Consider the following 26,290-nt stretch of genomic DNA (forward strand, 5'->3'; position numbering starts at 1 on the left):
ATGTTCACCGGCATCGTCGAGGAACTGGGCGAGATCGTCCGGAGCACCGAGACCGGCGACGACTCCGCGCTGGTCGCCATCCGCGGCCCGCTCGTCACCTCGGACGCCCGGCACGGCGACTCCATCGCCGTCAACGGCGTCTGCCTCACCGTGGTCGACGTCGACGGCGGCGTGTTCACCGCCGACGTGATGGGCGAGACGCTGCGCCGTACCGCGCTCGGCGCGCTGCGCCCCGGCGACCCGGTCAACCTGGAACGGGCCGCCGCGCTGAACAGCCGCCTCGGCGGCCACCTGGTGCAGGGCCACGTCGACGGCGTCGGCGAGATCGTCGCCCGGGAGCCGGCCGCGCAGTGGGAGACGGTCCGGTTCCGGCTGCCCGCCGGGCTGGCCCGGTACGTGGTGGAGAAGGGCTCGATCACCGTCGACGGCGTGTCCCTGACCGTCGCCGAGGCGGGCGACGACTGGTTCTCGGTCGGCCTGATCCCCACCACGCTGAAGCTCACGGTGCTCGGCACGAAGCAGGTCGGCGACCCGGTCAACCTGGAGGTCGACGTGCTGGCCAAGTACGTCGAGCGGCTGCTCGGCGACCGGAGCGCGGGGGGTGCGCGGTGATGGGCCCGCTCGGCTGGCTGCTCGACGCCCAGGTGCACGTGGCCGGCTCGCCGGTGCTGGTCCGGGAGATCGTCGGCAACGTCTTCGGGCTCGGCTCGGCGCTGCTCGGGCTGCGCCGCGTGGTCTGGGCCTGGCCGGTCGGGATGATCGGCAACGCGCTGCTGCTCACCGTGTTCCTCGGCGGCGTCTTCGTCACCCCGCAGGCGCACGACCTCTACGGCCAGGCCGGCCGGCAGGTCTTCTTCTTCGCCGTCAGCGTGTACGGCTGGTGGCGCTGGTCGCGCAACCGGCGCGCCGGTGGCGGGGACGAGCCGGCCGTGGTGCCGCGCTGGGCCACCTGGCCGGAGCGGCTCGGCCTGCTCGTCGCCGCCGCCGCCGGCACCGCCGCCGCCTACCCGGTGCTCGCCGCGCTCGGCTCGTGGGGGCCGCTGCCTGATGCCTGGATCCTGGTCGGCAGCCTGCTCGCCACGTACGGCATGGCCCGCGGCTGGGTCGAGTTCTGGCTGATCTGGATCGCCGTCGACGCGGTCGGCGTACCGCTGCTGCTGCGCGGCGGCTTCTACCCGTCGGCCGCCATGTACCTGGTCTACGGCGCGTTCTGCGCGGCCGGCCTGTACAGCTGGTGGCGCACCTCCCGGGCCGTCGCGACCGCGCCCGCCCCGATCCCGGCGACGTACTCGGAGGCCGTGGCATGAGCACGTTCGGTTCGATCGAGCAGGCGGTGGCGGACATCGCCGCCGGGCGTCCGGTGGTAGTGGTCGACGACGAGGACCGCGAGAACGAGGGCGACCTGATCTTCGCGGCCGAGCTGGCCACCCCGGAGCTGGTCGCGTTCATGGTCCGGTACACCTCCGGCTACATCTGCGTGCCGCTGACCGAGGACGAGTGCGACCGGCTCGACCTGCCGCCGATGCACCACACGAACCAGGACCGGCGCGGCACCGCGTACACGGTGACGGTGGACGCCCGGGAGGGCGTCAGCACCGGCATCTCGGCCGCCGACCGGTCGCACACCATCCGGCTGCTCGCCGACGCCGCCACCGGCCCGACCGACCTGGCCCGGCCCGGCCACGTGGTGCCGCTGCGCGCCCGCGCCGGCGGGGTGCTGCGCCGTCCCGGGCACACCGAGGCGGCGGTGGACCTGACCCGGATGGCCGGGCTGCGCCCGGCCGGGGTGCTCTGCGAGCTGGTGAACGACGACGGCACCATGATGCGCCTGCCCGACCTGGAGAAGTTCTGCGCCGAGCACGGGCTCACGCTCGTCACCATCGCGGACCTGATCGCACACCGGCGGCGTACCGAGAAGCAGGTCGAGCTGGCCGCCGAGGCCCGGATGCCCACCCCGTACGGCGTGTTCAAGGCGCTCGGCTACCGCGCCGAGCACGACCCGGCCGAGCACGTCGCGCTGGTCATGGGCGACCTCGGCGACGGGCGGGACGTGCTGGTGCGGGTGCACTCCGAGTGCCTCACCGGCGACGTGTTCGGCTCGCTGCGCTGCGACTGCGGGCCGCAGTTGCAGGCCTCGCTGGCCCGGGTCGCCCAGGAGGGGCGCGGCGTGGTCCTCTACGTGCGCGGGCACGAGGGCCGGGGCATCGGCCTGCTGCACAAGCTGCAGGCGTACCAGCTCCAGGACCAGGGCCGCGACACCGTGGACGCGAACCTCGACCTGGGCCTGCCGGCCGACGCCCGCGACTACGGCACCGGCGCGCAGATCCTCTACGACCTGGGCGTCCGGTCGATGCGGCTGCTGACCAACAACCCGGCCAAGCGGGCCGGGCTGGAGGGGTACGGCCTCACCGTGACCGGCCGGGAGGGGCTGCCGGTGCGGTCCAACCCGGAGAACGTGCGCTACCTGCGCACCAAGCGGGACCGGATGGGTCACCTGCTGGACGGACTGGACGAGGTGACCGAGGCGCCGATGGGCCGCCCGGTCGCCGGTGACGAGATCGGAGCGTAGGGCGATGGCGGGTTTCGGTGAGCCGGGCGTGACCGCGGTGGACGCCGCCGGGATGACCGTCGGCGTGGTGGCCGCCCGGTGGCACGGCGACCTGACCGACCACATGACCGAGCGGGCCGTGGCCGCCGCGCAGGCGTGCGGGGCGCGGGCCGTGGTGGCCCGGGTGGCCGGTTCGGTGGAGCTGCCGGTGGTGGCCCAGGCGATGGCCCGCCGCTTCGACGTGGTCGTCGCGCTCGGCGTGGTGGTCCGCGGCGCGACGGCGCACTTCGACTACGTCTGCCAGTCGGTCACCGAGGGGCTGACCCGGGTGGCGCTGGACGAGGGCAAGCCGGTGGCGCACGGTGTGCTCACGGTCGACACCATCGAGCAGGCCCGGGACCGGGCCGGGCTGCCCGGCTCGGCCGAGGACAAGGGCTGGTCGGCGACGGTGGCAGCGCTGGACGCCGCCCTGGCCGTCCGCGCCCTCGACGCCCAGTCCGCCCACCGGGTCGGCTTCGCCTGACCCACCGCTGTGGTTGACTGCCGCGGTGACGGAGATCGGGTACGCGGACCTGCCGGGGCTGCGGATGGCGTACCGGACCTGGGGCCGGGCCGACGGCCGCCCACTCGTGGCGCTGCACGGCGGCGCCGGATCGGGGGAGACCTGGGCCGCCCTCGCGGCGGCGCTCGGCTCGGCCACCCGCACGTACGCCCCCGACCTGCGCGGCTACGGCGCGACCGGGCCTGCCGGCGCCTACTCGCTGGAACTGGTCCGCGACGACGTGCTGGCGTTTCTGGACGCCCTGGCGCTGCCCCGGGTCGTGATGCTGGGCCACTCCTCGGGGGCGGTGGCGGCCCATCTGTTCGCCCGGGCGTATCCGGACCGGGTGGCGGCGCTGGTGCTCGTCGAACCGCCGCCACCGGTGCCGCTCGGCCTGCGGCTGCCACCTCGGCCGGCCGGCCCGCTGCCCTATGACTGGGCCGCCCGCGAAGCGGTCGTCGCGGAACTCAACGCCCCGCCTCCCACGTGGTGGGAGGAGCTGACCGAGATCACTGCGCCCACCCTGGTGGTGGCCGGTGGTCCCGCCAGTCACCTGCCGCAGCACGAGCTGGCGCGGATGGCGGCCCGGATCCCCGCCGCCCGCCTGGTGACAGTCGAGGCCGGTCACGCGGTGCCGGCCGCGCGCCCCGCCGAGTTCGCCACCGCGGTGCGGGACTTCCTCGCCGCGCTGCCCAGGTGAGCCGGACGACGCGGGTGGACCCGGTGGGCGTGCTCACCCGGGGCGGCTGGAAGAATCGCCTTCCGTGAAGACGTTCGAGGAGTTGTTCGCCGAGCTGCAGGCCAAGGCCGCCGCCGGCACCCCGGGCTCGGGCACGGTCGAGGCGCTCGCCAAGGGCGTGCACTTCATCGGCAAGAAGGTCGTCGAGGAGGCGGCCGAGTCGTGGATGGCCGCCGAGCACGAGGGCCCGGAGCGGGCCGCCGAGGAGATCTCCCAGCTGCTCTACCAGGCGCAGGTGCTGATGCTCGCCACCGGCCTGGAACTGAAGGACGTCTACCGACATCTGTGAGTGCCCGTCCGCTGATCATCCGATCGAACGAAGGAGCACTCCCATGCTGCGTGTCGCAGTACCCAACAAGGGCGCCCTGGCCGAGTCGGCGGCCCAGATGCTGCGCGAGGCGGGCTACCGCCAGCGCACCGACCCGAAGGACCTGGTCTGCCGGGACGAGGCCAACGACATCGAGTTCTTCTACCTGCGCCCCAAGGACATCGCCACCTACGTCGGCTCCGGCGACCTGGACGTCGGCATCACCGGCCGTGACCTGCTGATCGACTCCGGCGCGCCGGCCGAGGAGATCGTCGACCTCAACTTCGGACGGGCCACCTTCCGGTTCGCCGCCCGGCCCGACGACGTGGCCTCCGTCCAGCAGCTCGGCGGGCACCGCATCGCCACCGCGTACCCGGGTCTGGTCGAGCGGCACCTGGCCGAGCTGGGCGTCAAGGCCGACGTGATCCGCCTGGACGGCGCGGTGGAGAACGCCATCCGCCTCGGCGTGGCCGACGTGGTCGCCGACGTGGTGGAGACCGGCGCGACGCTGCGCCAGGCCGGCCTGGTGGTCTTCGGCGAGCCGCTGCTGCGCTCCTCGGCGGTCCTGGTCCGCCGCGCCGGCGCGACCGGCGGCGCGCAGCAGGAGCAGTTGCAGCGCCGGCTGCACGGGGTCCTGGTGGCCCGCCGGTACGTGATGCTCGCCTACGACGTCCCGGCCGGTCTGCTGGACCGGGCCAGCTCGCTGACCCCGGGCATCGAGTCGCCGACGGTCTCGCCGCTGCACCGGGAGGGCTGGGTCGCGGTGCAGGCGATGGTGCTCCGCGACGACGTGCACCGGATCATGGACGAGCTGTACGAGCTGGGCGCCCGCGCGATCCTGGTCACCAACATCCACGCCTGCCGGCTGTGAAGCCGCTGCCGCTCCCGGCCGCGCTGGCCGTGGTGGTGGCCGGCGGCGTGGCGTCGGCCGCCCAGGGCGCGGTCAACGCCGAGATGGGGGAGCGGACCGGTGCCCCGGTTCTCGGCGCGGTGGTAAACAACCTCGGCGGCTGCCTGCTGGTGCTGGCCGGGATCGTGGCGCTGCCCTCGATGCGCGCCGGACTGGCCGGGCTGCGCCGCTCCGGGTTGCCGTGGTGGGCGTACCTGGGCGGGGTCGGCGGTGCGGTGATCGTGCTGGTCGCGCCGGTGGTGGTGCCGGTGCTCGGGGTGGCGGTGTTCACCATCGCCCAGGTGGCCGGCGGCAGCCTCGGCGGCCTCGCGGTGGACCGGGCCGGGCTGGCCGCGACCGGCCGGATGCCGCTCACAGTGCCCCGGGTCGGCGGGGCGGTGCTCGGCGTCGGCGCTGTCGCGCTGGCGCAGCTCGGCCGCCCGGTCGGCGACCTGGCGGTCGGGCTGGTGCTGCTCTGCGTCCTGGGCGGGCTGGCGGTGGCGACGCAGTCCGCGCTCAACGGGCGGGTCGCCGCGTCGGTCGGCCCGGCGGCCGGGCTCGCCGTCAACTTCGCGGTCAGCACCGTGGTGATCGGCGCGGTCGCGGCGCTCACCGGCGCGCTCGCGAGTCAGCCCCGCTGGCCCGGCCAGTGGTGGCTCTACGTCGGCGGCCTGCTCGGCGTCGGCATCGTGCTCTCGCTGCTGGTCGGGGTACGCGCCGCCGGGGTGCTGCGCACCGGCCTGGCGCTGGTGGCCGGGCAGCTCGGCGGCGCGCTGCTGCTCGACCTGATCCTGCCCGGCGGCCCCGGTGTGCGGCTGCCGGTGCTGGCCGGCGCCCTGCTCACGCTGCTCGCCGTGGTGGTCACCGGCCTGCGCCGGCGCGGCCCGGACCGTGTGGCGGCCGAAGGCGCGCGTGAACCGGATGGCAGACTGGTCGGGTGAGCGATTCCGTGGTGACCGTGCGACCCCGCCGCGTCCGGGTCGTCTGCTGGGTGTCGGCCGTCACGCTGATCGTGGTGTTCAGCCTCGTCGCGACGTCGCTGACCGGCGCCACCGGCAACGGCTACGGCACGTTCCAGCGCGGCGACCAGTTCGCCATGATCGGCCTGGGTGTCTTCGGCGCGCTCGGCTTCCTGCTGTTCACCCGCCCCCGGGTGATCGCCGACGCCAAGGGCGTCCGGGTGCGCAACGTGTTCAGCTCGTACGAGCTGCCGTGGGAGGTCGTCCGCGGTGTCCGGTTCGACCGGGGCGCACCGTGGGCCAGCCTGGAGCTGCACGACGACGACCTGCTGCCGATGGTCGCGTTGCAGGCCGCCGACAAGGAGAGCGCGGTCGAGGCGGTGCGCGCGCTGCGCCGCCTGCACCAGGCGCACCTGGCGGCGCTGTCCGCCGGCCAGTCGGCACCCCGCTGACCTGCGAGCCCGGTTTGGGCGGACCTGGGCCGAGGGTGTAGTGTTGCGGAGTCGACCAGACTGCCCCCGTCCCTGACGCGCGGGCGGTCGAGAAGCGGAGCGCCCGCTCCCACCCGAGTCGCCGCCACGGTGGCCGGGTCCGGTCCCCGGTTTCGGGCATGTCCCGACGCCGGATGCGCGATCCTGTGATCGTGCCGACCGGTCGAGTGGGCCCTGGCATACGCCGGGGCCTTCTGCTTTCCGGGTCGGCTCCCACCCGGGAGCCCACGGAGTCGGCACCGTAGGAGACTCGACTCGAGGAGGCCCCATCAGCGTCGAACCACGCGTGAACGAGCAGATCCGGGCACGTGAGGTCCGACTGGTCGGTCCTGAGGGTGAGCAGGTGGGCATCGTCCCGCTGGAGCGCGCCCTGCAGCTGGCCGCGGACGTCGACCTGGACCTGGTCGAGGTTGCGCCGATGGCGCGCCCGCCGGTGTGCAAGCTCATGGACTTCGGCAAGTTCAAGTACGAGAGCGCACTCAAGGCGCGCGAAGCGCGGCGTAACCAGCAGCAGACCGTCATCAAGGAGATGAAGCTCCGGCCGAAGATCGACCCGCACGACTACGAGACCAAGAAGGGTCACGTGGTGCGGTTCCTCAAGGCCGGCGACAAGGTCAAGGTGACGATCATGTTCCGCGGTCGCGAGCAGAGCCGCCCGGAGCTGGGTTACCGGCTCCTGCGCCGGCTCGAGTCCGAGATCACGGACCTGGGATACGTCGAGGCCGCGCCGAAGCAGGACGGCCGAAACATGATCATGGTTCTCGCTCCGCACCGGGCCGTCAAGGCCTCCGCGGTCGCCGCCACGGCGTCCCGCGGTGGACCGCGCGACCGGGCGGCGGAGGAACCGGCCGCTCCGGCCGGCGAGACCCCGGCGGCCGGCGACACCGCAGCAGCCGGCGAGACCGGCACGACCGCTGAGACCAGCGGCCAGTAACAGGGGAGAAGACGTTCCAATGCCGAAGATGAAGAGCCACACGGGTATGGGCAAGCGGGTCAAGGTGACCGGCAAGGGCAAGATCGTTGCCCAGCAGGCCGGCCTTCGCCACAACCTGGAGAAGAAGCCCAGCACCCAGACCCGTCGGCTGACCGGCACCGTCGAGCTGGCCAAGGCCGACACCAAGCGCATCAAGAAGCTGCTCGGCCGCTGACGCGAGCCACCTGAACCGAAGAAGGAGTTGAGATGGCACGCGTCAAGCGGGCTGTGAACGCCCAGAAGAAGCGTCGTACCCTGCTGGAGACCGCGAGCGGTTACCGCGGTCAGCGCTCCCGGCTGTACCGCAAGGCCAAGGAGCAGGTGCTGCACTCGATGCAGTACTCCTACCGGGACCGTCGCGACCGCAAGGGCGACTTCCGGCAGCTCTGGATCCAGCGGATCAACGCCGGCGCCCGGGCCAACGGTCTGACCTACAACCGGCTGATCCAGGGCCTGCGCCTGGCCGGCATCGAGGTCGACCGGAAGATCCTGGCCGACATGGCCGTCAACGACGCCGCCTCGTTCGCGGCGATCGTCGAGCTGGCTCGCGCCGCCGTGGCGGCCGAGGGCACCGGTGGCGCCGCGGCTCAGGCCGCCTGACCCACCCCGTACGGCAGATCGAGGCGTCTCCCATGCAGTCACGTTCGCAGGGGAGGCGCCTCGACGCCGTTCCCGGACCGTTCACCCCGCGTACCCCCAGGGTCGTGGCGGCCCGTCGGCTGCATCGCCGGCGCGACCGCGACCAGGCCGGCCGGTTCCTGGCCGAGGGTCCGCAGGCGGTCCGGGAGGCGCTCGCCCGCACCGGCACCGTGGTCGAGCTGTTCGGCACCCCGGCGGCGCTCGACAGGTACGCCGACCTCGCGGCCGCGGCCGCCCGTGCCGACGTGCCCGTCTCCGAGGTGACCGACGACGCCCTGGCCGCGCTGGCCGAGACCGTCGCGCCGCAGGGCCTGGTGGCGGTGTGCCGGCACCTCGACGTACCCCTGGAGCAGGCCCTCGCGCACGGGCCGCGACTGGTCGCGGTGCTCGCCGGGATCCGCGACCCGGGCAACGCCGGCACCGTGCTGCGCACCGCCGACGCGGCCGGTGCGGGCGCTGTGGTGTTCGCGGGCGAGGCGGTCGACCCCTACAACGGCAAGTGCGTGCGGGCCTCCGCCGGCAGCCTCTTCCACGTCGACGTGGTGCGCGCCGCCGACCCGCTCGCCGCCGTCGAGGCGCTGCGGGCCGCCGGCCTGGAGATCCTGGCCACCACCGGGTACGGCGACAGCGACCTGGACGACCTCGCCGATGCCGGAAGGCTGTCCGCCCCTACCGCGTGGCTGTTCGGCTCGGAGGCGCACGGCCTGCCCGAGGAGCTGACCGGCGCCGCCGACGCCCGGGTCCGGGTGCCGCTGCACGGGCGCGCGGAGAGCCTGAACCTGGCTGCGGCGGCCGCCGTCTGCCTGTATTCTTCCGCCAGAGCACTGCGTGTCCCCCGGGGCGCGCGAGAGACAGCAGGGGAGTCCGCCTCGTCATGAACGCGCCACGGCGTTCGTTTAGCCAGCCCGCCGGTGTCGGCGGGCGGCGGGCCTGACCCTTCCCCCTGCACGACTCCCCACCGGCGGGCTGCGGCGAAGCCGCGCGTCCGTAGACTCGCCTAGCCACCCGCGAGGGTCGGCGCCGCCGTGAGGGAGTGCCCGTTCACCATGAGCTACCGCAACGATCCGTACGACCCGAAGCAGGTCGCCCTGCTCGACCCGGACGCCCTGGCCGGAGCAGTGGCCGAAGCCGAGAAGGCGTTCGCCGAGGCCGCCGACCCGGACGCGCTCACCGCGCTGCGCCCCGCGCACCTCGGTGACCGGTCCCCGGTGTCGCTGGCGCGCCGGGAGATCGGCGCGCTGCCGCCGGCCGCGAAGGCCGACGCCGGCAAGCGGGTCAACGAGGCCCGCCGGGCCATCGAGTCCGCGTACGCCGCCCGGCAGGAGATCCTGGACCGGGAACGGGCCGCGCGGGTGCTGGTCGAGGAGCGGGTCGACGTGACCCTGCCGTACGACCGCCGGCCGCGCGGCGCCCGCCACCCGCTGAGCGTGCTGATGGAGCAGATCAGTGACCTGTTCATCGGCATGGGCTACGAGGTGGCCGAGGGCCCCGAGGTCGAGCTGGAGTGGACCAACTTCGACGCGCTGAACATCCCGGCCGACCACCCGGCGCGCGGCCTGATGGACACGTTCCACATCGCACCCGAAGGCAGTGGCCTGGTGCTGCGTACCCACACCTCGCCGGTGCAGGCGCGCACCATGCTCAGCCGCAAGCCGCCGATCTACGTGGTGGTGCCCGGCCGGGTCTACCGCACCGACGAGCTGGACGCCACCCACGCGCCCGTCTTCCACCAGGTCGAGGGCCTGGTGGTGGACAAGGGCATCACCATGGCGCACCTGCGCGGCACGCTCGACCACTTCGCCCGGGCCATGTTCGGCGAGGGCGCGAAGACGCGCTGGCGGCCGCACTACTTCCCGTTCACCGAGCCGTCGGCCGAGTTCGACGTGTGGTTCCCGGAGCACCGGGACGGTCCGCAGTGGGTCGAGTGGGGCGGCTGCGGCATGGTCAACCCGCGGGTGCTGCGCGCCTGCGGCATCGACCCGGAGGTCTACTCCGGATTCGCGTTCGGCATGGGCATCGACCGGACCGTGATGGTCCGGCACGGCGTCAGTGACATGCGGGACATGGCCGAGGGCGACGTGCGGTTCACCCGCGCGTTCGGCGCCTGAGCTACGGGAACGGTGGTTTAACAGTCATGCGAGTCTCTGTCAGTTGGCTGCGGGAGTACGTGGACCTGCCGGCCGACCTGCCCACCGGCGACCTGGAGCAGGCGCTGGTCGACCTCGGTATCGAGGTCGAGTCCGTGGTGGACCTGCGCGAGTCGGTCACCGGCCCGCTGGTCGTCGGCGAGGTCCTGGAGATCGAGGAGCTGACCGGCTTCAAGAAGCCGATCCGCTTCTGCCGGGTCGACGTCGGCGCCGCGAACGGCACCGGTGAGCCGCAGGAGATCGTCTGCGGGGCGCGCAACTTCGCCGTGGGCGACAAGGTCGTGGTGATCCTCCCCGGCGGTGTGCTGCCCGGCGGGTTCGCGATCGGCGCGCGCAAGACGTACGGGCGCAACTCCCACGGCATGATCTGCTCGGCGCAGGAGCTGGGGCTCGGCGACGACCACTCGGGCATCGTCGTGCTGCCCGAGGACGTCAAGGCCCAGCCCGGCGACGACGCCCGGCCCGTCGTCGGCCTGGACGACGTCGTGGTCGAGATGGAGATCACCCCGGACCGCGGGTACGCGCTGAGCGTGCGCGGCATCGCCCGGGAGCTGTCGCACGCGCTCGGCGTGCCGTTCCGCGACCCGGCCGACGCGCCCGCGCCCGGCGCGACCGCCGAACCGGCGTACCCGGTGGAGGTCCGCGACACGGTCGGCTGCGACCGGTTCGCGGCGCGGATGGTGCGCGGCGTCGACCCGACCGTGGAGACGCCCGGCTGGATGCGGCAGCGCCTCACTGTGGCCGGGGTGCGCAGCATCTCGCTCGCCGTGGACATCACCAACTACCTGATGCTCGAACTCGGTCAGCCGATGCACGCCTTCGACGCGGACCGGATCGCCGGGACGCTCGTGGTACGCCGCGCCGAGGCGGGAGAGAAGCTGACCACGCTGGACGGGGTCAACCGCACGCTGTCCGCCGAGGACCTGGTCATCTGCGACGACTCGGGTCCGATCTCGCTGGCGGCGGTGATGGGCGGCGAGACCAGCGAGGTGCTCGCCTCCACCACGAACGTGCTGTTCGAGGCGGCGCACTGGGATCCGGCCACCGTCGGCCGTACCGCGCGGCGGCACAAGCTGTTCAGCGAGGCGGCGAAGCGGTGGGAGCGGGGCGTCGACCCGGCGCTGCCGCTGGTCGCGCTGGAGAAGGCGGTCCGGCTGCTCACCGACCTCGCCGGCGGCACCGCGGGCGAAGAGGTGCTCGACATCGACCACGTCGTGCCGCGTACGCCGGTGACGCTGCCGGTGGACCTGCCCTCGCGGCGGGTCGGCGTGACGTACTCGCCGGACCGGGTGGTGGAGCTGCTGGAGCAGGTCGGTTGCACCGTCACGCGCGGCGCCGACCGGCTCGCCGAGGACCCGGGCACCGTCGGATCGGCCACCGGTGGTGGTTCCGCCGCGGGGGGTGGTGAGGTGCTGACCGTCACGCCGCCGAGCTGGCGGCCCGACCTGACCGACCCGGCCGACCTGGTGGAGGAGGTGGTACGCCTCGACGGCTACGACCGGGTGCCGTCGGCGCTGCCCACCGCGCCGCCCGGCCGGGGCCTGACCTGGCAGCAGCAGCGCCGCCGGGCCGTCGCCCGCTCGCTCGCCGAGCGCGGCTACGTCGAGGTGCTGGCGCAGCCGTTCGTCGCGCCCGAGCTGGTCGACCAGCTCGGCCTGCCCGCCGACGACCCGCGCCGCCCCGCGGTACGGCTGGCGAACCCGCTGTCGGAGGAGGAGCCGCTGCTGCGCACCACGCTGCTCGGCCCGCTGCTCGGCATCGTCAAGCGCAACGTCGGCCGGGGCCAGCGAGACGTGGCGATCTACGAGATCGGCACGGTCTTCCACCCGCGCCCCGGCGCCGGTGCCCCGCCCGCGATGGGCGTGGACCGGCGGCCCACCGACGAGGAGTTCGCCGCCGCCGACGCGGTGGTGCCCGCCCAGCCGCGGCACGTCGCGGTGGCGCTCACCGGCGAGATCGAACCGGCCGGCTGGTGGGGCGCGGGCCGCACGGCCGGCTGGGCGGACGCCGTCGAGGCGGGCCGGGCGGTGCTCGACGCCGCCGGGATCCCCGCCGACCGGGTGACGGTACGGGCCGGCGAGCGGGCGCCCTGGCACCCGGGCCGCTGCGCCGAACTGGTGGTGGACGACGTGGTCGTCGGCCACGCCGGTGAGCTGCACCCGGCCGTGCTGGCCGCGCTGGAGCTGCCCCGGCGTACCAGCGCCATGGAACTGGACCTGGACGCGCTGCCCGCCGCACCGCTGGCGGCCGGCCCGGCCATCTCCACGTTCCCGCCGGCCCTGATCGACGTGGCGCTGGTGGTGGACGACGCGGTGCCGGCGGCCGAAGTGCGGGCGGCGCTGGTCGAGGGCGCCGGCGCGCTGCTGGAGGACGTCCGCCTGTTCGACGTCTACACCTCCGAGCAGCTCGGCGAGGGACGCAAGTCGCTGGCGTACAAGCTGACGTTCCGCGCCCCGGACCGGACCCTCGCGGGCGAGGAGGCGGTGGCCGCGCGCGACGCGGCGGTGGCTGTCGCCGCCGAGCGCTTCGGCGCCACCCTGCGCGGCGCCTGAAAGGAGGGGCCCCCTCTTAACGCCTCCGGTAGAGGAGGGGGCCCCTATCAACACGCCGGCCCACGCGAGCCGCTGGTGAACGTCATCTCATGGCTATGCAACGCGCCGTATGACCTTGCGGTGGCGCTGCCTCGACCGGTACTCTTCCCTGCATAGTCATGCGGAGGTGGGTATGGGCATTCGGGTTGCCGTGGCCGGGGCGAGTGGATACGCCGGGGGCGAACTGCTGCGCCTGCTCGCCGGTCACCCCGAGTTCGAGCTGATCACCGCCACCGCACACAGCCAGGCCGGTCAGCCCGTCAGCGCCGTACACCCGCACCTCGCCGGCCTCGACCTGGTGTTCGCCGCGACCGAACCGGCGGCCCTCGCCGACGCGGACCTGGTCTTCCTGGCCCTGCCGCACGGGCAGTCCGCGGCGCTCGCCGCGGCGCTGCCCGATTCGGTCAAGGTGGTCGACCTCGGCGCGGACCACCGGCTGCGCGACGCCGGCGCCTGGTCCCGCTACTACGGCGGCGAGCACGCCGGCGCCTGGACCTACGGGCTGCCCGAACTGCCCGGGCAGCGGGCCGAGATCGCCGCCGCGACGCGGGTCGCCAGCACCGGCTGCTACGCGGTGGCGACCACGCTGGCGCTGGCGCCGCTGATCGCCGCAGGCGCGGTACGCCCCGACGACGTGGTGGTGGTCGCCGCCTCCGGCACCTCCGGGGCGGGCCGGGCCGCCAAGGCCCACCTGCTCGGCAGCGAGGTGATGGGCGACCTGACCCCCTACAAGGTGGGCGCGCACCAGCACGTGCCGGAGATCAAGCAGGCCACCGGCGCGACCGGCCTGTCCTTCACCCCGGTGCTCGCGCCGATGCCCCGGGGCATCCTGTCCACAGTCACCGCGGTGCCCACCGGCGACGCCGACCCGCGCGCGGTGCTGGCCGCCGCGTACGCCGACGCGCCGTTCGTGCACCTGCTGCCCGAGGGATCGTGGCCGCACACCGCCGCCACCGCCGGGTCGAACTCCTGCCACCTCCAGGCGACTGTGGACGTCGACTCGGGCCGGGTGATCGTGGTCAGCGCTGTCGACAACCTGGGCAAGGGCGCGGCCGGCCAGGCCGTGCAGAACGCCAACCTGATGGTGGGTCTCCCCGAGACCACCGGTCTGTCCGTGTTTGGAGTGGCCCCGTGAGCGTCACCGTCCCCCGTGGGTTCCGCGCCGCAGGTGTCGCGGCCGGACTGAAGTCCTCCGGCGCCGCCGACGTCGCCCTCGTGATCAACGACGGCCCGGACGCCGGTGTGGCCGGTGTCTTCACCGCCAACCGGGTCAAGGCCGCGCCGGTGCTGTGGAGCCAGCAGGTCGTGCACGGCGGCGTCGTGCGCGCCGTGGTGCTGAACTCCGGCGGCGCGAACGCCTGCACCGGCCCGGCCGGCTTCCAGGACACCCACGCCACCGCCGAGCACGCCGCCGCCGCGATCACCGCGGCGAACGCCCGGCTGATCGTCGGCGCCGGCGAGGTCGCTGTGTGCTCGACCGGCCTGATCGGCGAGCGGCTGCCGATGGACAAACTGCTTCCCGGCGTACGCGATGCGGTGCGCGGCCTGTCCCGCGACGGCGGCCCGGCGGCCGCCGAGGCCATCATGACCACCGACACCCGGCCCAAGACGACTGTGGCGCAGGGTACGGGCTGGACCGTCGGCGGCATGGCCAAGGGCGCGGGCATGCTCGCCCCGGCCATGGCCACCATGCTCTGCGTGCTCACCACCGACGCGGTGGCCGGGCCTGATGCCCTGGACGCCGCGCTGCGCGCCGCCACCCGGATCACGTTCGACCGGATCGACTCCGACGGCTGCATGTCCACGAACGACACGGTGCTGCTGCTCGCGAGCGGCGCCTCGGGCATCGAGCCGACCGCCGAGGAGTTGACCGCCGCGGTCACCGCCGCCTGCCACGACCTGGCCCAGCAACTCCTGGCCGACGCGGAGGGCGCGACCAAGGAGGTGGCGATCGAGGTGGTCGGCGCGGCGAGCGAGGACGACGCGGTCGAGGTGGGCCGCACGGTGGCCCGCAACAACCTGGTGAAGACCGCGCTGTTCGGCAACGACCCGAACTGGGGCCGGATCCTCGCCGCGGTCGGCACCACGGCCGCCGTGTTCGAGCCGGACGGCGTGGACGTCGCGGTCAACGGCATCTGGGTGTGCCGGGGCGGCGCCGCCGCCGAGGACCGCGCCAAGGTGGACCTCACCGGCCGCGGTGTCACGGTCCGGATCGACCTGCACGCCGGCACCGACGCGGCCACCATCTGGACCAACGACCTGTCCCACGCGTACGTCCACGAGAACTCGGCTTATTCCACATGAACTTGAGTGCTGACCTCACCCGGGCCCAGGCCAAGGCCGCCACGCTGATCGAGGCACTGCCCTGGCTGGCCCGTTTCTCCGGCGCCACGGTCGTGGTCAAGTACGGCGGCAACGCCATGGTCGACCCCGAACTCCAGCGGGCGTTCGCCGCCGACATGGTGTTCCTGCGCTACGCCGGCCTGAAGCCGGTAGTGGTGCACGGTGGCGGCCCGCAGATCTCCGCCATGCTCGGCCGCCTGGGCATCGCCAGTGAGTTCCGGGGCGGCCTGCGGGTCACCACCCCGGAGGCGATGGACGTGGTCCGGATGGTCCTGGTCGGTCAGGTCGGCCGGGAACTGGTCGGGCTGATCAACGCGCACGGCCCGTACGCGGTCGGCCTCTCCGGCGAGGACGCCGGGCTGTTCACCGCGGTGCGCCGCCCCGCGTACGTGGACGGGGAAGCGGTCGACGTCGGCCAGGTGGGCGACGTGGAGTCGGTGAACGCCTCGGCTGTGACCGACCTGATCGCGGCCGGCCGGATCCCGGTCATCTCGACAGTCGCGCCTGATGCCGACGGGGTGCTGCACAACCTCAACGCGGACACCGCCGCCGCCGCGCTCGCCGTGGCGCTGGACGCCCGCAAGCTCGTCGTGCTGACCGACGTGCCCGGCCTGTACGCCGACTGGCCCGACACGTCCAGCCTGATCAGCGAGATCACCGCGGACGACCTGGCGAAGCTGCTGCCGTCCCTGGAGTCGGGCATGGTCCCGAAGATGGAGGCCTGCCTGCGGGCGGTGCGCGGGGGAGTGCCGGCCGCGCACGTCGTCGACGGCCGGGTCGCCCACTCCACGCTGCTGGAAGTGTTCACGTCGGAGGGCTTCGGAACGATGGTGATCGAGTCATGAGCACGCTCGTGCAGCGGTGGAACGCCACCATGATGGACAACTACGGCACGCCGCCGCTGGCGCTCGTCTCCGGCTCCGGCGCCGTCGTAACCGACGAGACCGGCCGGGAGTACGTCGACCTGCTCGGCGGCATCGCCGTCAACGCGCTCGGCCACGCCCACCCGGCGGTGGTTGCCGCCGTCAGCAAGCAGGTGGCGACGCTCGGGCACGTGTCCAACCTGTTCGTCGCCGAGCCGCCGGTGGCGCTGGCCGAACTGCTGCTCGCGCTGGCCGGACGCCCGGGCCGGGTCTTCTTCGCCAACTCCGGCGCGGAGGCCAACGAGGCCGCGTTCAAGCTGTCCCGGCTCACCGGCCGCCGGCACGTGGTCGCCACCCACGGCGGTTTCCACGGCCGGACCATGGGTGCGCTGGCGCTGACCGGGCAGCCCGCGAAGGCCGACCCGTTCCGCCCGCTGCCCGGCGACGTCACCCACGTGCCGTTCGGCGACGCCGCCGCGCTGGCCGAGGCCGTCACCGGCGACACCGCCATGCTGATCATCGAGCCGATCCAGGGCGAGAACGGCGTGGTCGTCCCGCCTCCCGGCTACCTGGCCGCGGCCCGGCGGATCACCGCCGCGCACGGCGCGCTCCTGGTGCTGGACGAGGTGCAGACCGGCGTCGGCCGGACCGGCCACTGGTTCGCCCACCAGGCCGACGGCGTCGAGCCGGACGTCATCACGCTCGCCAAGGGTCTCGGCGGCGGGCTGCCGCTGGGCGCCTGCCTGGCCTTCGGCCGGGCCGCCGACCTGCTCACCCCGGGCTCGCACGGCACCACGTTCGGCGGCAACCCGATCAGCTGCGCCGCCGCGCTCGCTGTCGTCTCCACGATCGCGCACGAGGGTCTGCTCGACCACGTCAAACGGGTCGGTGAGCGGCTGCGGCGCGGCGTCGAGGCGCTCGGGCACCCGCTGGTCCGCGAGGTGCGCGGCGCCGGGCTGCTGCTCGGCATCGTGCTCGACGAGCCGGTCTCCGCCGCCGCCGCGGCAGCGCTGCGCGAGGCGGGTTTCCTGGTCAACCCGGTGCAGCCGGACGTGGTCCGGCTCGCCCCGCCGCTGATCCTCACCGCCGCGCAGGCAGACGCGTTCCTCGCCGCGCTGCCGGCCGCGCTGTCCGCCGCCGCGCCGACCCCTTCCACCGACGCCGCCGCGCCGGCCGGCATCGCCGCGACCGCCGAGGCCGCCGCGCCCGACGCCACGACCCCGACGGAGGCTCCCGCATGATCCGCCACTTCCTGCGCGACGACGACCTCACGCCCGCCGAGCAGGCCGCCGTGCTCGACCTCGCCGCCCGGATGAAGACCGACCGGTACGCGCACCAGCCCCTGACCGGGCCGAAGTCGGTGGCGGTGCTGTTCGACAAGCAGAGCCTGCGTACCCGGATCTCGTTCGACGTGGGCATCGCCGAGCTGGGCGGGCACCCGCTCGTGGTGGACACCCAGGTCACCCACTTCGGCCGGGGCGAGACGCTCGGCGACGCCGGCCGGGTGCTGTCCCGCTACGTCGCCGCGATCGTGCTGCGCACCCACGGCGACGACCGGATCGCCGAGGTCGCCGAGCACGCCACGGTGCCCGTCGTGAACGCGCTCACCGACACGTACCACCCCTGCCAGCTGCTGGCCGACCTGCTCACCGTGCGGGAGCGCTTCGGCGGCACCGCCGGGCGGATCGTGACGTACGTGGGCGACGCGGCGAACAACATGGCCCACTCGTACCTGCTAGCCGGGGCGACCGCCGGGATGCACGTGCGGATCGCCGGTCCGGAGGGGTTCCAGCCGGACCCGGAGATCGTGGCCCGCGCCGAGAAGATCGCCGCCACCACCGGCGGGTCGGTGCAGCTGTTCACCGACCCGGTCGAGGCGGTGCGCGGCGCGCACGTCGTCGCCACCGACACCTGGACGTCGATGGGGCAGGAGGACGACGGGCTGGACCGGATCACCCCGTTCCTGCCGTACCAGGTAAACGCCGTGCTGCTCGGTCACGCCGACGCCGACGTGATCGTGCTGCACTGCCTGCCCGCCCACCGGGGCGAGGAGATCACCGACGAGGCGCTCGACGGCCCGCACAGCGCGGTGTTCGACCAGGCGGAGAATCGGCTGCACGCCCAGAAGGCGCTGCTGACGTTTCTCCTGGAGGAATCCGCATGACCGCTCCGCTGACCCGCGCCGCGCGGCACGCCCGCATCGTCGAGCTGATCCGCGACACCCCCATCCACTCGCAGACCGAGCTGGCCGACCGGCTCGCCGGGGACGGCATCCAGGTCACCCAGGCCACGCTGTCGCGCGACCTGAAGGAACTGGGAGCGGTGACCGCGCGGGGCGGCGACGGGCGCGGCGTCTACCTGATCCCGGAGGACGGGCACCGGCCGCTGCGCGACGCCGAGGGCGCACCGGCCCGGCTGGTCCGGCTGCTGCGTGAGCTGCTGAACGGCGTCGACTCCAGCGGCAACATCGCGGTACTGCGCACCCCGCCGGGCGCCGCCCAGTACCTCGCCAGCGCGCTGGACCGGGCCGGCCTGACCGAGATCGTCGGCACCATCGCCGGCGACGACACCATCCTCGTCGTGGCCCGCGAGGCCGACGGCGGCGCCGCGCTGGGCGAGCGGCTCGCCGCGTGGGCCCGCCGCGACGACACAGTCGAAGGGGGCACCTCGTGACCGAGCGGGTCGTGCTCGCGTACTCCGGGGGCCTGGACACCTCGGTCGCGATCCCGTACCTGGCCGAGCGGACCGGCGCGGAGGTGATCGCGGTAGCCGTGGACGTCGGCCAGGGCGGCGAGGACATGGCCGTGATCCGGCAGCGCGCGCTCGACTGCGGCGCCGTCGAGTCCGAGGTGGTCGACGCCCGCGACGAGTTCGCCGCCGACTACTGCCTGCCGGCGATCCGGGCCAACGCCCTCTACATGGACCGCTACCCGCTGGTGTCCGCGCTGTCCCGGCCGCTGATCGTCAAGCACCTGGTCGCGGCGGCGCGTGCCCACGGCGGCACGATCGTGTCGCACGGCTGCACCGGCAAGGGCAACGACCAGGTCCGGTTCGAGGTCGGCCTGGCCGCCCTCGCGCCGGACCTGAAGGTCGTCGCGCCGGCCCGGGACTTCGCCTGGACCCGGGACAAGGCGATCGCGTACGCCGAGGAGAAGGGGCTGCCGATCGACGTGTCGGCGAAGTCGCCGTACTCGATCGACCAGAACCTGTGGGGCCGGGCCGTCGAGACGGGGTTCCTGGAGGACATCTGGAACGCCCCGGTCGAGGACCTCTACGCGTACACCGAGGACCCGGCGTCGGAACGCGACCCGGACGACCTGGTGATCACGTTCGACGGCGGCGTACCGGTCGCCATCGACGGCGAGACGGTCACCCCTTACCAGGCGATCCGGGAGCTGAACCGGCGGGCCGGGGCGCACGGCGTGGGCCGGTTGGACATGGTCGAGGACCGGCTCGTCGGCATCAAGAGCCGCGAGGTGTACGAGGCGCCCGGCGCGCTCGCCCTGATCACCGCCCACCAGGAACTGGAGGCGGTGACAGTCGAGCGGGATCTCGCCCGGTTCAAGCGCGGCGTCGACCAGCGGTGGGGTGAGCTGGTCTACGACGGGCTCTGGTTCTCGCCGCTGAAGCGCGCGCTGGACGCGTTCATCGACGACGCCCAGCGGCACGTCACCGGCGAGGTACGGCTGCGCCTGCACGGCGGCCGGGCGGTCGTCACCGGCCGGCGCTCCGAGGCGAGCCTCTACGACTTCGGCCTTGCCACCTACGACACCGGCGACACGTTCGACCAGTCGCTGGCGAAGGGATTCGTACGACTGTGGGGACTGCCCAGCACGATGGCCGCACAACGGGACGCCCGGATGGGAGGGGCCTGATGGGGGGCACCACAATGGGTGGGGTGGACGACAAGAGCCTGACCGAGAACAGCGCCCCCGCCAACCGGACGAGCCTCTGGGGCGGCCGGTTCGCCGGCGGTCCCGCCGAGGCGCTCGCGCGGCTGTCGGTGAGCGTCCAGTTCGACTGGCGCCTCGCCCCGTACGACATCGCCGGTTCCCGCGCGCACGCCCGGGTCCTCGCCGGCGCCGGCCTGCTCGACCCGGACGAACTGGGCCGGATGCTCGCGGCGCTGGACGACCTGGAGGCGGCCTGCGCCTCCGGCGCGTTCCGCCCGACCGTTGACGACGAGGACGTGCACACCGCGCTGGAACGCGGCCTGCTGGAGCGGCTCGGCAGCCTCGGCGGCAAGCTGCGCGCCGGCCGGTCCCGCAACGACCAGGTCGCCACCGACCTGCGGCTCTACCTGCGCGACCACGCCCGCGGCGTGGCGGCCCGGCTGGTCGAGCTGGCCGAGGCCCTCGTCGAGCAGGCGGAGCGGCACGTGGACACCGCCGCGCCGGGCATGACGCACCTGCAGCACGCCCAGCCGGTGACGTTCGGGCACTGGCTCCTGGCCCACGTGCAGCCGCTGCTGCGCGACCTGGAGCGGATGCGCGACTGGGACGAGCGGACCGCGATCAGCCCGCTCGGCGCGGGCGCGCTGGCCGGCTCGGGGCTGCCGCTGGACCCGGTGGCGGTCGCCAAGGAGCTGGGTTTCCGCACCTCGTTCGCCAACTCGATGGACGCGGTCGCGGACCGCGACTTCGTGGCCGAGTTCCTGTTCGTCACCGCGATGATCGGCGTGCACCTGTCCCGCCTCGGCGAGGAGGTGGTGCTCTGGACGTCGCAGGAGTTCGGCTGGGTCGAGCTGGACGACGCGTTCGCCACCGGCTCGTCGATCATGCCGCAGAAGAAGAACGCGGACATCGCCGAGCTGGCCCGGGGCAAGTCCGGCCGGCTGGTCGGCGGCCTGATGAGCGTGCTCACCATGCTCAAGGGCCTGCCCATGACGTACGACCGGGACATGCAGGAGGACAAGGAGCCGGCGTTCGACGCGGTCGACACGCTGGAACTGCTGCTGCCCGCGCTGGCCGGGATGATCTCCACGATGACGGTCCGGGTGGACCGCCTGGTGGCCAGCGCGCCGTCGGGCTTCTCGCTGGCCACCGAGGTCGCCGACTGGCTGGTCCGGCGCAACGTGCCGTTCCGCGACGCGCACGAGATCACCGGCAAGCTGGTGGCGCTCTGCGCCGCCCGCGACTGCGCGCTGGACGAGGTGTCCGACGCCGACCTGGCCGCGGTGAGCGAGCACCTGGACCCGTCGGTGCGCGACGTGCTGTCGGTGCGCTCGGCGCTGGCCGCCCGCATCACGCCCGGCTCCACCGGCCCCGGCCCGGTCGCCGACCAGCTCGCTGCCGCGGCGGACAAGCTGACCGGCTGGCGCGAGTGGGCCGCCGAGCGGGTCGTCCCCCGCTGACCTGCGCGGCTGGTCCGGGCCAGGCGCTCGCCCGCCCGGACCAGCCCCCGCGCCCCGCGCCCCGCGCGAGATCTTGGTACAAATGGCCCCCATAGGGGCGCTTAGCTTCCAAGATCTACAAGGGTCCTGCTTTGTGGAACGCGGATCCCGGATTGCGGGACCTCGGGCTGCGGCCTCGGACTTCGGGCTCAGCCGCACGGAGCGGCTTCCGCTGTTGCCCGGATCTGCCGCACCATCAGCGGCGCTGGTCCGTTTGCGCAGGGTCGTTTCGGCGAGCCGGGCGGTCGGTGCTCCGTCCGCGTTTCCGGTCAGCCGGTGGGGCGCTCGCGCTTCGGCAGCTTCGCCACGACCGCGTCGTACGACCCGTCGACCGCCTCGATCAGCTCGTCGTCCGGGATGCCGCCGGAGAGCCGCAGCGTGTTCCAGCCCGACCGGCCGATGTAGGGGGAGGGGCGCGCGTCGGCCGGGAACCGGTGCAGCCACTCGTCGGCCACCTCCCGGGACGCCCCGCACTTCACCCCGAGCCGGGCCTCGCCGTCGGGGGAGCCGAGGAACGCGAAGATCCGGCTGCCCACCTTCACCACCTCGTCGCCCTCCCACGGCCGGTCGAGCCAGGCTCCCGGCTTGGCCAGGCAGTAGGCCAGCATCTCCTCGCGCGTCATCGCGTCCTCCCGTGCCGTCGTCCGGCGCAGTCTCGCCCGCCGCTGTGACAGCCCGCGTCGCCGGGCCGCCGGTCAGTCGCCGGTGCCGGTGCGGACGGTGAGCCGCTCGTAGCGCTGCCGGGCCGCCTGGGCGCTGCCCAGCCCCAGCCCGAAGGCGATCGCCTGCCAGGTCATGCCCCGGCCGCGGGCCACCTGCAGCAGGCCGGCCTCCAGTGCGTCCACCTCGGCCCGTACGTGCGGGATCAGCGTCAGCGCGGCCATCAGGTCGGCCTGGTCGACGGGCTCCTCACCCTCGTCCAGCTCGGCGCCACCGGCGAGCGCCATCACCAGCGTGGCCGCCTCGTAGGCGTCGGGCACGTCGGGGTGGGCGTAGCGCCGGCGGCGGGAGTTGGTGCCGGCGTGCCGCTCGGCGATCCGCAGCAGCGCCGCGTAGTTGCGGTGCGCCCGGGCCTGGGCAGCATCCGGAGCGGTGAACGGGTCGTTGTCCACGGTGACCATGTCGTCCATCCCACACCCAAGAATGGCCCGTTGTCAACACCCCGTTGAAATCCCTTCGTGTAAAACACCGTGACCTCAACACGTGGTGAAGAGTCGGCGCGTCATGCCACCACAGACGCGCCGCGGGGTGTCCCGGGTTGCCCGGGACGGCCGATTCAGGCCGGTGAGTTCCGCACCGAGGCGGCCGGGGTGGGCCGGCGGCGAGGGGTGTGCCGCCGGTAGACGCTCACGCTCGGCTCGTCCGCCAGCCAGAACCGCCACGGCAGGTCGTGCGCGGCGGCGACCCCGACGCGCGGCCCGGCGACGATCCGCGCCGGGTCGACCGGGCTCGCCGGTGGCGTCAGCAGCAGCGGGCCGCTGCCGTCGATCGCCGAGGTGCCGTTCGCGTCCCGCCCGAGCCCGAGCGTGGTGACCAGCCGGGCCGGCCCGCGGGCCAGCTCCCGGTCGGCGGCGCGCGGCCGGCGCTCGCGGGCGATCTCGACGCCGTCGACCACCTCGCCCGCGCGCAGCAGCACCGCCGCCGCCTCGCCGTCGCGACCGCAGACGATGTTCGCGCACCAGTGCATGCCGAACACGAAGTACACGTAGACGTGCCCGGCGGGCCCGAACATGACTCTGTTGCGCGGCGTCGGCCCGCGGTGGGCGTGCGACGCCGGGTCCTCGCCGGTGCCCGCGTACGCCTCGACCTCGGTGAGCCGGACGGTGACGCCGCCGGCCGACACGGTCCAGCCGAGCAGCGTCCGCGCGGTGTCGGCGACCTGCGCGGCGGGTGCGTCGAGCCAGGGGTACGTCATCGCGGCAAGGGTAGTCGGCGGGTGGCGCGTGATCCGGGCCACGCCGGGGCGGGCGGCCACCGGAATAGTTGACTCGTCAAATATGTTGTGAGGAGCGATCCCGGGCCGACCGGTCCGGACCCCACGCGAGGAGCTGGTCATGCAGTTCGGAGTCTTCACCGTCGGTGACGTCACCGTCGACCCCACGAACGGGCGGCTGCCGTCCGAGCGTGAGCGGATCAAGGCCATGACCGCCATCGCGCTCAAGGCCGAGGAGGTCGGCCTCGACGTCTTCGCCACCGGCGAGCACCACAACCCGCCGTTCGTGCCGTCGTCGCCGACCACCATGCTCGGCTGGATCGCCGCGCGCACCGAACGGCTGCTGCTGTCGACATCGACCACGCTGATCACCACGAACGACCCGGTGAAGATCGCCGAGGACTACGCGATGCTCCAGCACCTGGCCGACGGCCGGGTGGACCTGATGATGGGCCGCGGCAACACCGGTCCGGTCTACCCGTGGTTCGGGCAGGACATCCGCAACGGCATCCCGCTGGCGATCGAGAACTACGACCTGCTGCACCGGCTGTGGCGCGAGGACGTGGTCGACTGGAAGGGCCGGTTCCGTACGCCGCTGCAGTCGTTCACCTCGACCCCGCGCCCGCTCGACGGCGTACCGCCGTTCGTCTGGCACGGCTCGATCCGCAGCCCGGAGATCGCCGAGCAGGCCGCGTACTACGGCGACGGCTTCTTCGCCAACCACATCTTCTGGCCCAAGGAGCACACCCAGCGGATGGTCGGCCTCTACCGGGAACGGTTCGCGCACTACGGCCACGGCTCGCCGGAGCAGGCCATCGTCGGCCTCGGCGGGCAGGTCTTCATGCGCCGCAACTCCCAGGACGCGGTACGCGAGTTCCGCCCCTACTTCGACAACGCCCCGGTCTACGGGCACGGCCCGTCGCTGGAGGAGTTCACCCGGGAGACGCCGCTGACCGTCGGCAGCCCGCAGCAGGTCATCGACCGCACGCTGGGCTTCCGCGAGTACGTCGGCGACTACCAGCGGCAGCTGTTCCTGATCGACCACGCCGGACTGCCGCTGAAGACGGTGCTGGAGCAGCTCGACCTGCTGGGCGAGGAGGTGGTACCGGTGCTGCGCAAGGAGTTCGACTCGCTGCGTCCGGCACACGTGCCCGAGGCGCCCACCCACGCCAGCCTGCTCGCCGCCCGCGACGCCGCCCCGGCCGCCGGGGAGCAGCGATGACCAGCCGTACCCTGGCGGTGGTCTCGGCCGGTCTCGGTCAGCCGTCGTCGACCCGCCTGCTCGCCGGCCAGCTCGCCGCGGCCGCCCGCGACGAGCTGGCCGGCCGCGGCGCCACTGTGGAACTGCGCGTGGTCGAGCTGCGCGAGCACGCCCACGACGTGGTGAACCACCTGCTCACCGGCTTCGCGCCGGCCGCGCTGCGGCGGACGCTCGACGAGGTGGCCGCCGCCGACGGGCTGATCGCGGTGACGCCGATCTTCAACGCGTCCTACAACGGGCTGTTCAAGTCGTTCTTCGACGTGGTCGACCGGGACGCGCTGGCCGGCAAGCCGGTGCTGCTCGGGGCGACCGGCGGCACCGCCCGGCACTCGCTGGCGTTGGAGCACGCCGTCCGGCCGATGTTCACGTACCTGCGGGCGGCGACACTGCCCACGGCGGTGTTCGCCGCGCCGGAGGACTGGGCCGGCGACGACGGCGACAGCGCGCTGCGGTCCCGGATCCGCCGGGCCGGAGCCGAGCTGGCCGAGCAGGTGGACCGACGCCCGCCCGCGAACGGCCCGGCCGACCCGTTCGCGCTCACCACCGACTTCGCCGACCTGCTCGCCGGCCGCGACCCGTCCTGACGCCGGGGAGGTTCGGCGCGGAGGCGACCGCCGCCGGGCGTGGCCGTCGCCCGCGAACCACGCCGGAGAACTCGTTATGGCTGAGAGGCATGTTCATGCCTCTCAGCCATGACGCTTGCAGGACATCCCTCTGACCGAGCGGCTCACCGGACCGGAGCGGACCGGCTAGCCCCGCGGCGCGTCAGTCGTCGGCCGGCTCGGGCCGGTGAGCGACGAGCACCGGGCAGTGGGAGTGCTGGACCAGCGCCTGGCTGACCGAGCCGAGCAGCAGCCCGGCGAAGCCGCCCCGGCCCCGGGAACCGACCACCACGAGCGACGCCTCGCCGCTGGCCTCCACGAGCGCGGTCTCCGGCGAGGCGGCGGTCACAGCCCGCTCCGTCACACGCAGGCCCGGGTGCGCGGCCCGGACCCGGTCCGCGGCCTCCACCAGCAGCCCCGCCGCCTCGGCCCGCTCGGCGGTGGACGCCTCCGCCGCGACCTCCGGCGCCACCGCGCCCCGTTCCGGCGACCGCACGTGCATCAGCACCAGCTCCGCGTCGCGCCGGGCGGCCTCGTCCGCGGCCAGCTCGATCGCGTACGCGGCCGAGTCGGAACCGTCCACGCCGACCAGCACCGGACCGTCCACCGGGATCGGCTGCTCCTCCGGGCGGACGATGAGCACCGGGCAGTGCCCGTGCTGAGCGAGCTGCCCGCTGACCGAGCCGAGCAGCAGGCCGGCGAAGCCGCCCACGCCCCGGCTGCCCACCACGACCAGCTCGGCGCGGCGGGACTCCTCGACCATCGTCGCGCCGGGGCCGCCGGCGACCTGGCGCACCTGCACCCGCAGGCCCGGGTGCCGCTCGGCCAGGTCGGCGGCGACCGACTCCAGCATCTTCTCCGACTCCGCGGTGGGCGCCGGCACCCCCAGGTCGTACGGGTTGAGCGGCACGCCGTAGCCCATCGGGTGCAGGTAGCCGTGCACGAGCAGCAGCGGCCGGGAACGGGCGACGGCGGTCGCGGCGGCCAGGTCGGCGGCGGCCAGGCTGGACGGCGATCCGTCCACTCCCGCCACGACGGGTCGGTTCATCTGGTGCTTTCCCTCCGGTCGGCT

General features: G+C 73.9%; 29 protein-coding genes. 25 read left to right on the forward strand and 4 right to left on the reverse strand.

Going from position 1 to position 26,290, the window contains the following annotated elements; genetic code table 11:
* The 23 genes from AC2CHG_RS06260 to argH all read left to right on the forward strand — a co-directional run bounded on the left by AC2CHG_RS06260 (position 1) and on the right by argH (position 21,383).
* Positions 1 to 612 carry a riboflavin synthase gene (locus tag AC2CHG_RS06260; RefSeq protein WP_402808480.1) on the forward strand — a complete coding sequence of 204 codons (612 nt, stop codon included), beginning with the start codon at positions 1 to 3 and terminating at the stop codon, positions 610 to 612.
* The gene (gene pnuC / locus AC2CHG_RS06265) at positions 612 to 1,307 is read left to right on the forward strand and encodes a nicotinamide riboside transporter PnuC (protein ID WP_366619389.1); all 696 of its coding nucleotides are present in this window, start codon (positions 612 to 614) and stop codon (positions 1,305 to 1,307) included. Before AC2CHG_RS06260 ends, pnuC begins: the two co-directional genes overlap by 1 nt.
* Positions 1,304 to 2,569 (forward strand): bifunctional 3,4-dihydroxy-2-butanone-4-phosphate synthase/GTP cyclohydrolase II, encoded by a 1,266-nt coding sequence (locus AC2CHG_RS06270; RefSeq protein ID WP_194802851.1) that lies wholly within the window; start codon positions 1,304 to 1,306, stop codon positions 2,567 to 2,569. Before pnuC ends, AC2CHG_RS06270 begins: the two co-directional genes overlap by 4 nt.
* A 4-nt stretch (positions 2,570 to 2,573) precedes the next feature.
* Positions 2,574 to 3,071, forward strand: a complete 498-nt coding sequence (gene ribH / locus AC2CHG_RS06275) for a 6,7-dimethyl-8-ribityllumazine synthase (RefSeq protein ID WP_091424378.1) — start codon at positions 2,574 to 2,576, stop codon at positions 3,069 to 3,071.
* A 25-nt stretch (positions 3,072 to 3,096) separates the two neighbouring features.
* Positions 3,097 to 3,789, forward strand: coding sequence for an alpha/beta fold hydrolase (locus tag AC2CHG_RS06280; RefSeq protein ID WP_262015705.1), 693 nt, complete (start codon positions 3,097 to 3,099; stop codon positions 3,787 to 3,789).
* A 64-nt stretch (positions 3,790 to 3,853) separates the two neighbouring features.
* Positions 3,854 to 4,117: a phosphoribosyl-ATP diphosphatase gene (locus AC2CHG_RS06285; RefSeq protein ID WP_013285536.1), complete on the forward strand. Its 264-nt coding sequence runs from the start codon at positions 3,854 to 3,856 to the stop codon at positions 4,115 to 4,117.
* A gap of 43 nt (positions 4,118 to 4,160) precedes the next feature.
* Positions 4,161 to 5,006, forward strand: coding sequence for an ATP phosphoribosyltransferase (gene hisG / locus AC2CHG_RS06290; RefSeq protein ID WP_262015704.1), 846 nt, complete (start codon positions 4,161 to 4,163; stop codon positions 5,004 to 5,006).
* Complete coding sequence (locus AC2CHG_RS06295; protein ID WP_484524347.1) at positions 5,003 to 5,965, forward strand: DMT family transporter; 963 nt, start codon at positions 5,003 to 5,005, stop codon at positions 5,963 to 5,965. The genes hisG and AC2CHG_RS06295 overlap by 4 nt, the downstream gene beginning before the upstream one ends.
* Positions 5,962 to 6,435 carry a PH domain-containing protein gene (locus tag AC2CHG_RS06300; RefSeq protein WP_194802848.1) on the forward strand — a complete coding sequence of 158 codons (474 nt, stop codon included), beginning with the start codon at positions 5,962 to 5,964 and terminating at the stop codon, positions 6,433 to 6,435. Before AC2CHG_RS06295 ends, AC2CHG_RS06300 begins: the two co-directional genes overlap by 4 nt.
* Before the next feature lie 325 nt (positions 6,436 to 6,760).
* Positions 6,761 to 7,408, forward strand: coding sequence for a translation initiation factor IF-3 (gene infC / locus AC2CHG_RS06305; RefSeq protein ID WP_043324929.1), 648 nt, complete (start codon positions 6,761 to 6,763; stop codon positions 7,406 to 7,408).
* A 19-nt stretch (positions 7,409 to 7,427) separates the two neighbouring features.
* Positions 7,428 to 7,622, forward strand: coding sequence for a 50S ribosomal protein L35 (gene rpmI, locus AC2CHG_RS06310; RefSeq protein WP_007075851.1), 195 nt, complete (start codon positions 7,428 to 7,430; stop codon positions 7,620 to 7,622).
* A 32-nt stretch (positions 7,623 to 7,654) separates the two neighbouring features.
* Positions 7,655 to 8,047: a 50S ribosomal protein L20 gene (gene rplT, locus AC2CHG_RS06315; RefSeq protein ID WP_043324928.1), complete on the forward strand. Its 393-nt coding sequence runs from the start codon at positions 7,655 to 7,657 to the stop codon at positions 8,045 to 8,047.
* Positions 8,048 to 8,079: 32 nt separating this feature from the next.
* A complete protein-coding gene (locus tag AC2CHG_RS06320) occupies positions 8,080 to 8,964 on the forward strand; it encodes a TrmH family RNA methyltransferase (RefSeq protein WP_484524348.1) in 885 nt (294 codons plus the stop codon).
* A gap of 168 nt (positions 8,965 to 9,132) precedes the next feature.
* Positions 9,133 to 10,194, forward strand: a complete 1,062-nt coding sequence (gene pheS / locus AC2CHG_RS06325; RefSeq protein WP_484524349.1) for a phenylalanine--tRNA ligase subunit alpha — start codon at positions 9,133 to 9,135, stop codon at positions 10,192 to 10,194.
* A gap of 26 nt (positions 10,195 to 10,220) precedes the next feature.
* Complete coding sequence (locus tag AC2CHG_RS06330; RefSeq protein ID WP_484524350.1) at positions 10,221 to 12,785, forward strand: phenylalanine--tRNA ligase subunit beta; 2,565 nt, start codon at positions 10,221 to 10,223, stop codon at positions 12,783 to 12,785.
* A gap of 172 nt (positions 12,786 to 12,957) precedes the next feature.
* On the forward strand, positions 12,958 to 13,959 hold the full coding sequence (gene argC / locus AC2CHG_RS06335; protein ID WP_484524351.1) for an N-acetyl-gamma-glutamyl-phosphate reductase: 1,002 nt from the start codon (positions 12,958 to 12,960) through the stop codon (positions 13,957 to 13,959).
* On the forward strand, positions 13,956 to 15,128 hold the full coding sequence (gene argJ / locus AC2CHG_RS06340; RefSeq protein ID WP_484524352.1) for a bifunctional glutamate N-acetyltransferase/amino-acid acetyltransferase ArgJ: 1,173 nt from the start codon (positions 13,956 to 13,958) through the stop codon (positions 15,126 to 15,128). The genes argC and argJ overlap by 4 nt, the downstream gene beginning before the upstream one ends.
* Entirely contained in the window at positions 15,125 to 16,012 is an 888-nt protein-coding gene (argB, locus tag AC2CHG_RS06345; RefSeq protein ID WP_484524353.1) for an acetylglutamate kinase, read from the forward strand. Before argJ ends, argB begins: the two co-directional genes overlap by 4 nt.
* A complete protein-coding gene (locus AC2CHG_RS06350; protein WP_484524354.1) occupies positions 16,009 to 17,271 on the forward strand; it encodes an acetylornithine transaminase in 1,263 nt (420 codons plus the stop codon). Before argB ends, AC2CHG_RS06350 begins: the two co-directional genes overlap by 4 nt.
* Positions 17,268 to 18,194 (forward strand): ornithine carbamoyltransferase, encoded by a 927-nt coding sequence (argF, locus tag AC2CHG_RS06355; protein ID WP_484524355.1) that lies wholly within the window; start codon positions 17,268 to 17,270, stop codon positions 18,192 to 18,194. The genes AC2CHG_RS06350 and argF overlap by 4 nt, the downstream gene beginning before the upstream one ends.
* The gene (locus tag AC2CHG_RS06360) at positions 18,191 to 18,703 is read left to right on the forward strand and encodes an arginine repressor (RefSeq protein WP_262015696.1); all 513 of its coding nucleotides are present in this window, start codon (positions 18,191 to 18,193) and stop codon (positions 18,701 to 18,703) included. The genes argF and AC2CHG_RS06360 overlap by 4 nt, the downstream gene beginning before the upstream one ends.
* Positions 18,700 to 19,905 carry an argininosuccinate synthase gene (locus AC2CHG_RS06365; protein ID WP_366619412.1) on the forward strand — a complete coding sequence of 402 codons (1,206 nt, stop codon included), beginning with the start codon at positions 18,700 to 18,702 and terminating at the stop codon, positions 19,903 to 19,905. Before AC2CHG_RS06360 ends, AC2CHG_RS06365 begins: the two co-directional genes overlap by 4 nt.
* Positions 19,906 to 19,919: 14 nt before the next feature.
* Positions 19,920 to 21,383 carry an argininosuccinate lyase gene (gene argH, locus AC2CHG_RS06370; RefSeq protein WP_030271078.1) on the forward strand — a complete coding sequence of 488 codons (1,464 nt, stop codon included), beginning with the start codon at positions 19,920 to 19,922 and terminating at the stop codon, positions 21,381 to 21,383.
* A gap of 308 nt (positions 21,384 to 21,691) precedes the next feature.
* On the opposite strand, the gene AC2CHG_RS06375 is transcribed toward argH, so the two are convergent.
* The 3 genes from AC2CHG_RS06375 to AC2CHG_RS06385 form a co-directional block, all read right to left on the reverse strand.
* Positions 21,692 to 22,045: an MmcQ/YjbR family DNA-binding protein gene (locus tag AC2CHG_RS06375; protein WP_145822649.1), complete on the reverse strand. Its 354-nt coding sequence runs from the start codon at positions 22,043 to 22,045 to the stop codon at positions 21,692 to 21,694.
* A 72-nt stretch (positions 22,046 to 22,117) separates the two neighbouring features.
* Positions 22,118 to 22,552: a DNA-binding protein gene (locus AC2CHG_RS06380; RefSeq protein ID WP_225853232.1), complete on the reverse strand. Its 435-nt coding sequence runs from the start codon at positions 22,550 to 22,552 to the stop codon at positions 22,118 to 22,120.
* 146 nt (positions 22,553 to 22,698) lie between these two features.
* Complete coding sequence (locus AC2CHG_RS06385) at positions 22,699 to 23,337, reverse strand: DNA-3-methyladenine glycosylase (protein WP_355509951.1); 639 nt, start codon at positions 23,335 to 23,337, stop codon at positions 22,699 to 22,701.
* A gap of 139 nt (positions 23,338 to 23,476) precedes the next feature.
* On the opposite strand from AC2CHG_RS06385, the gene AC2CHG_RS06390 reads away from it, so the two are divergent.
* Positions 23,477 to 24,577 carry an LLM class flavin-dependent oxidoreductase gene (locus tag AC2CHG_RS06390; RefSeq protein ID WP_355509949.1) on the forward strand — a complete coding sequence of 367 codons (1,101 nt, stop codon included), beginning with the start codon at positions 23,477 to 23,479 and terminating at the stop codon, positions 24,575 to 24,577.
* The gene (locus AC2CHG_RS06395; RefSeq protein ID WP_484524356.1) at positions 24,574 to 25,200 is read left to right on the forward strand and encodes an FMN reductase; all 627 of its coding nucleotides are present in this window, start codon (positions 24,574 to 24,576) and stop codon (positions 25,198 to 25,200) included. The genes AC2CHG_RS06390 and AC2CHG_RS06395 overlap by 4 nt, the downstream gene beginning before the upstream one ends.
* 181 nt (positions 25,201 to 25,381) lie before the next feature.
* Here AC2CHG_RS06395 and AC2CHG_RS06400 read toward each other — a convergent pair whose 3' ends face one another.
* Positions 25,382 to 26,266: a universal stress protein gene (locus AC2CHG_RS06400; protein WP_262015693.1), complete on the reverse strand. Its 885-nt coding sequence runs from the start codon at positions 26,264 to 26,266 to the stop codon at positions 25,382 to 25,384.
* Positions 26,267 to 26,290 lie beyond the last annotated feature (24 nt).

Source organism: Micromonospora sp. ATLC20 (assembly GCF_057196585.1).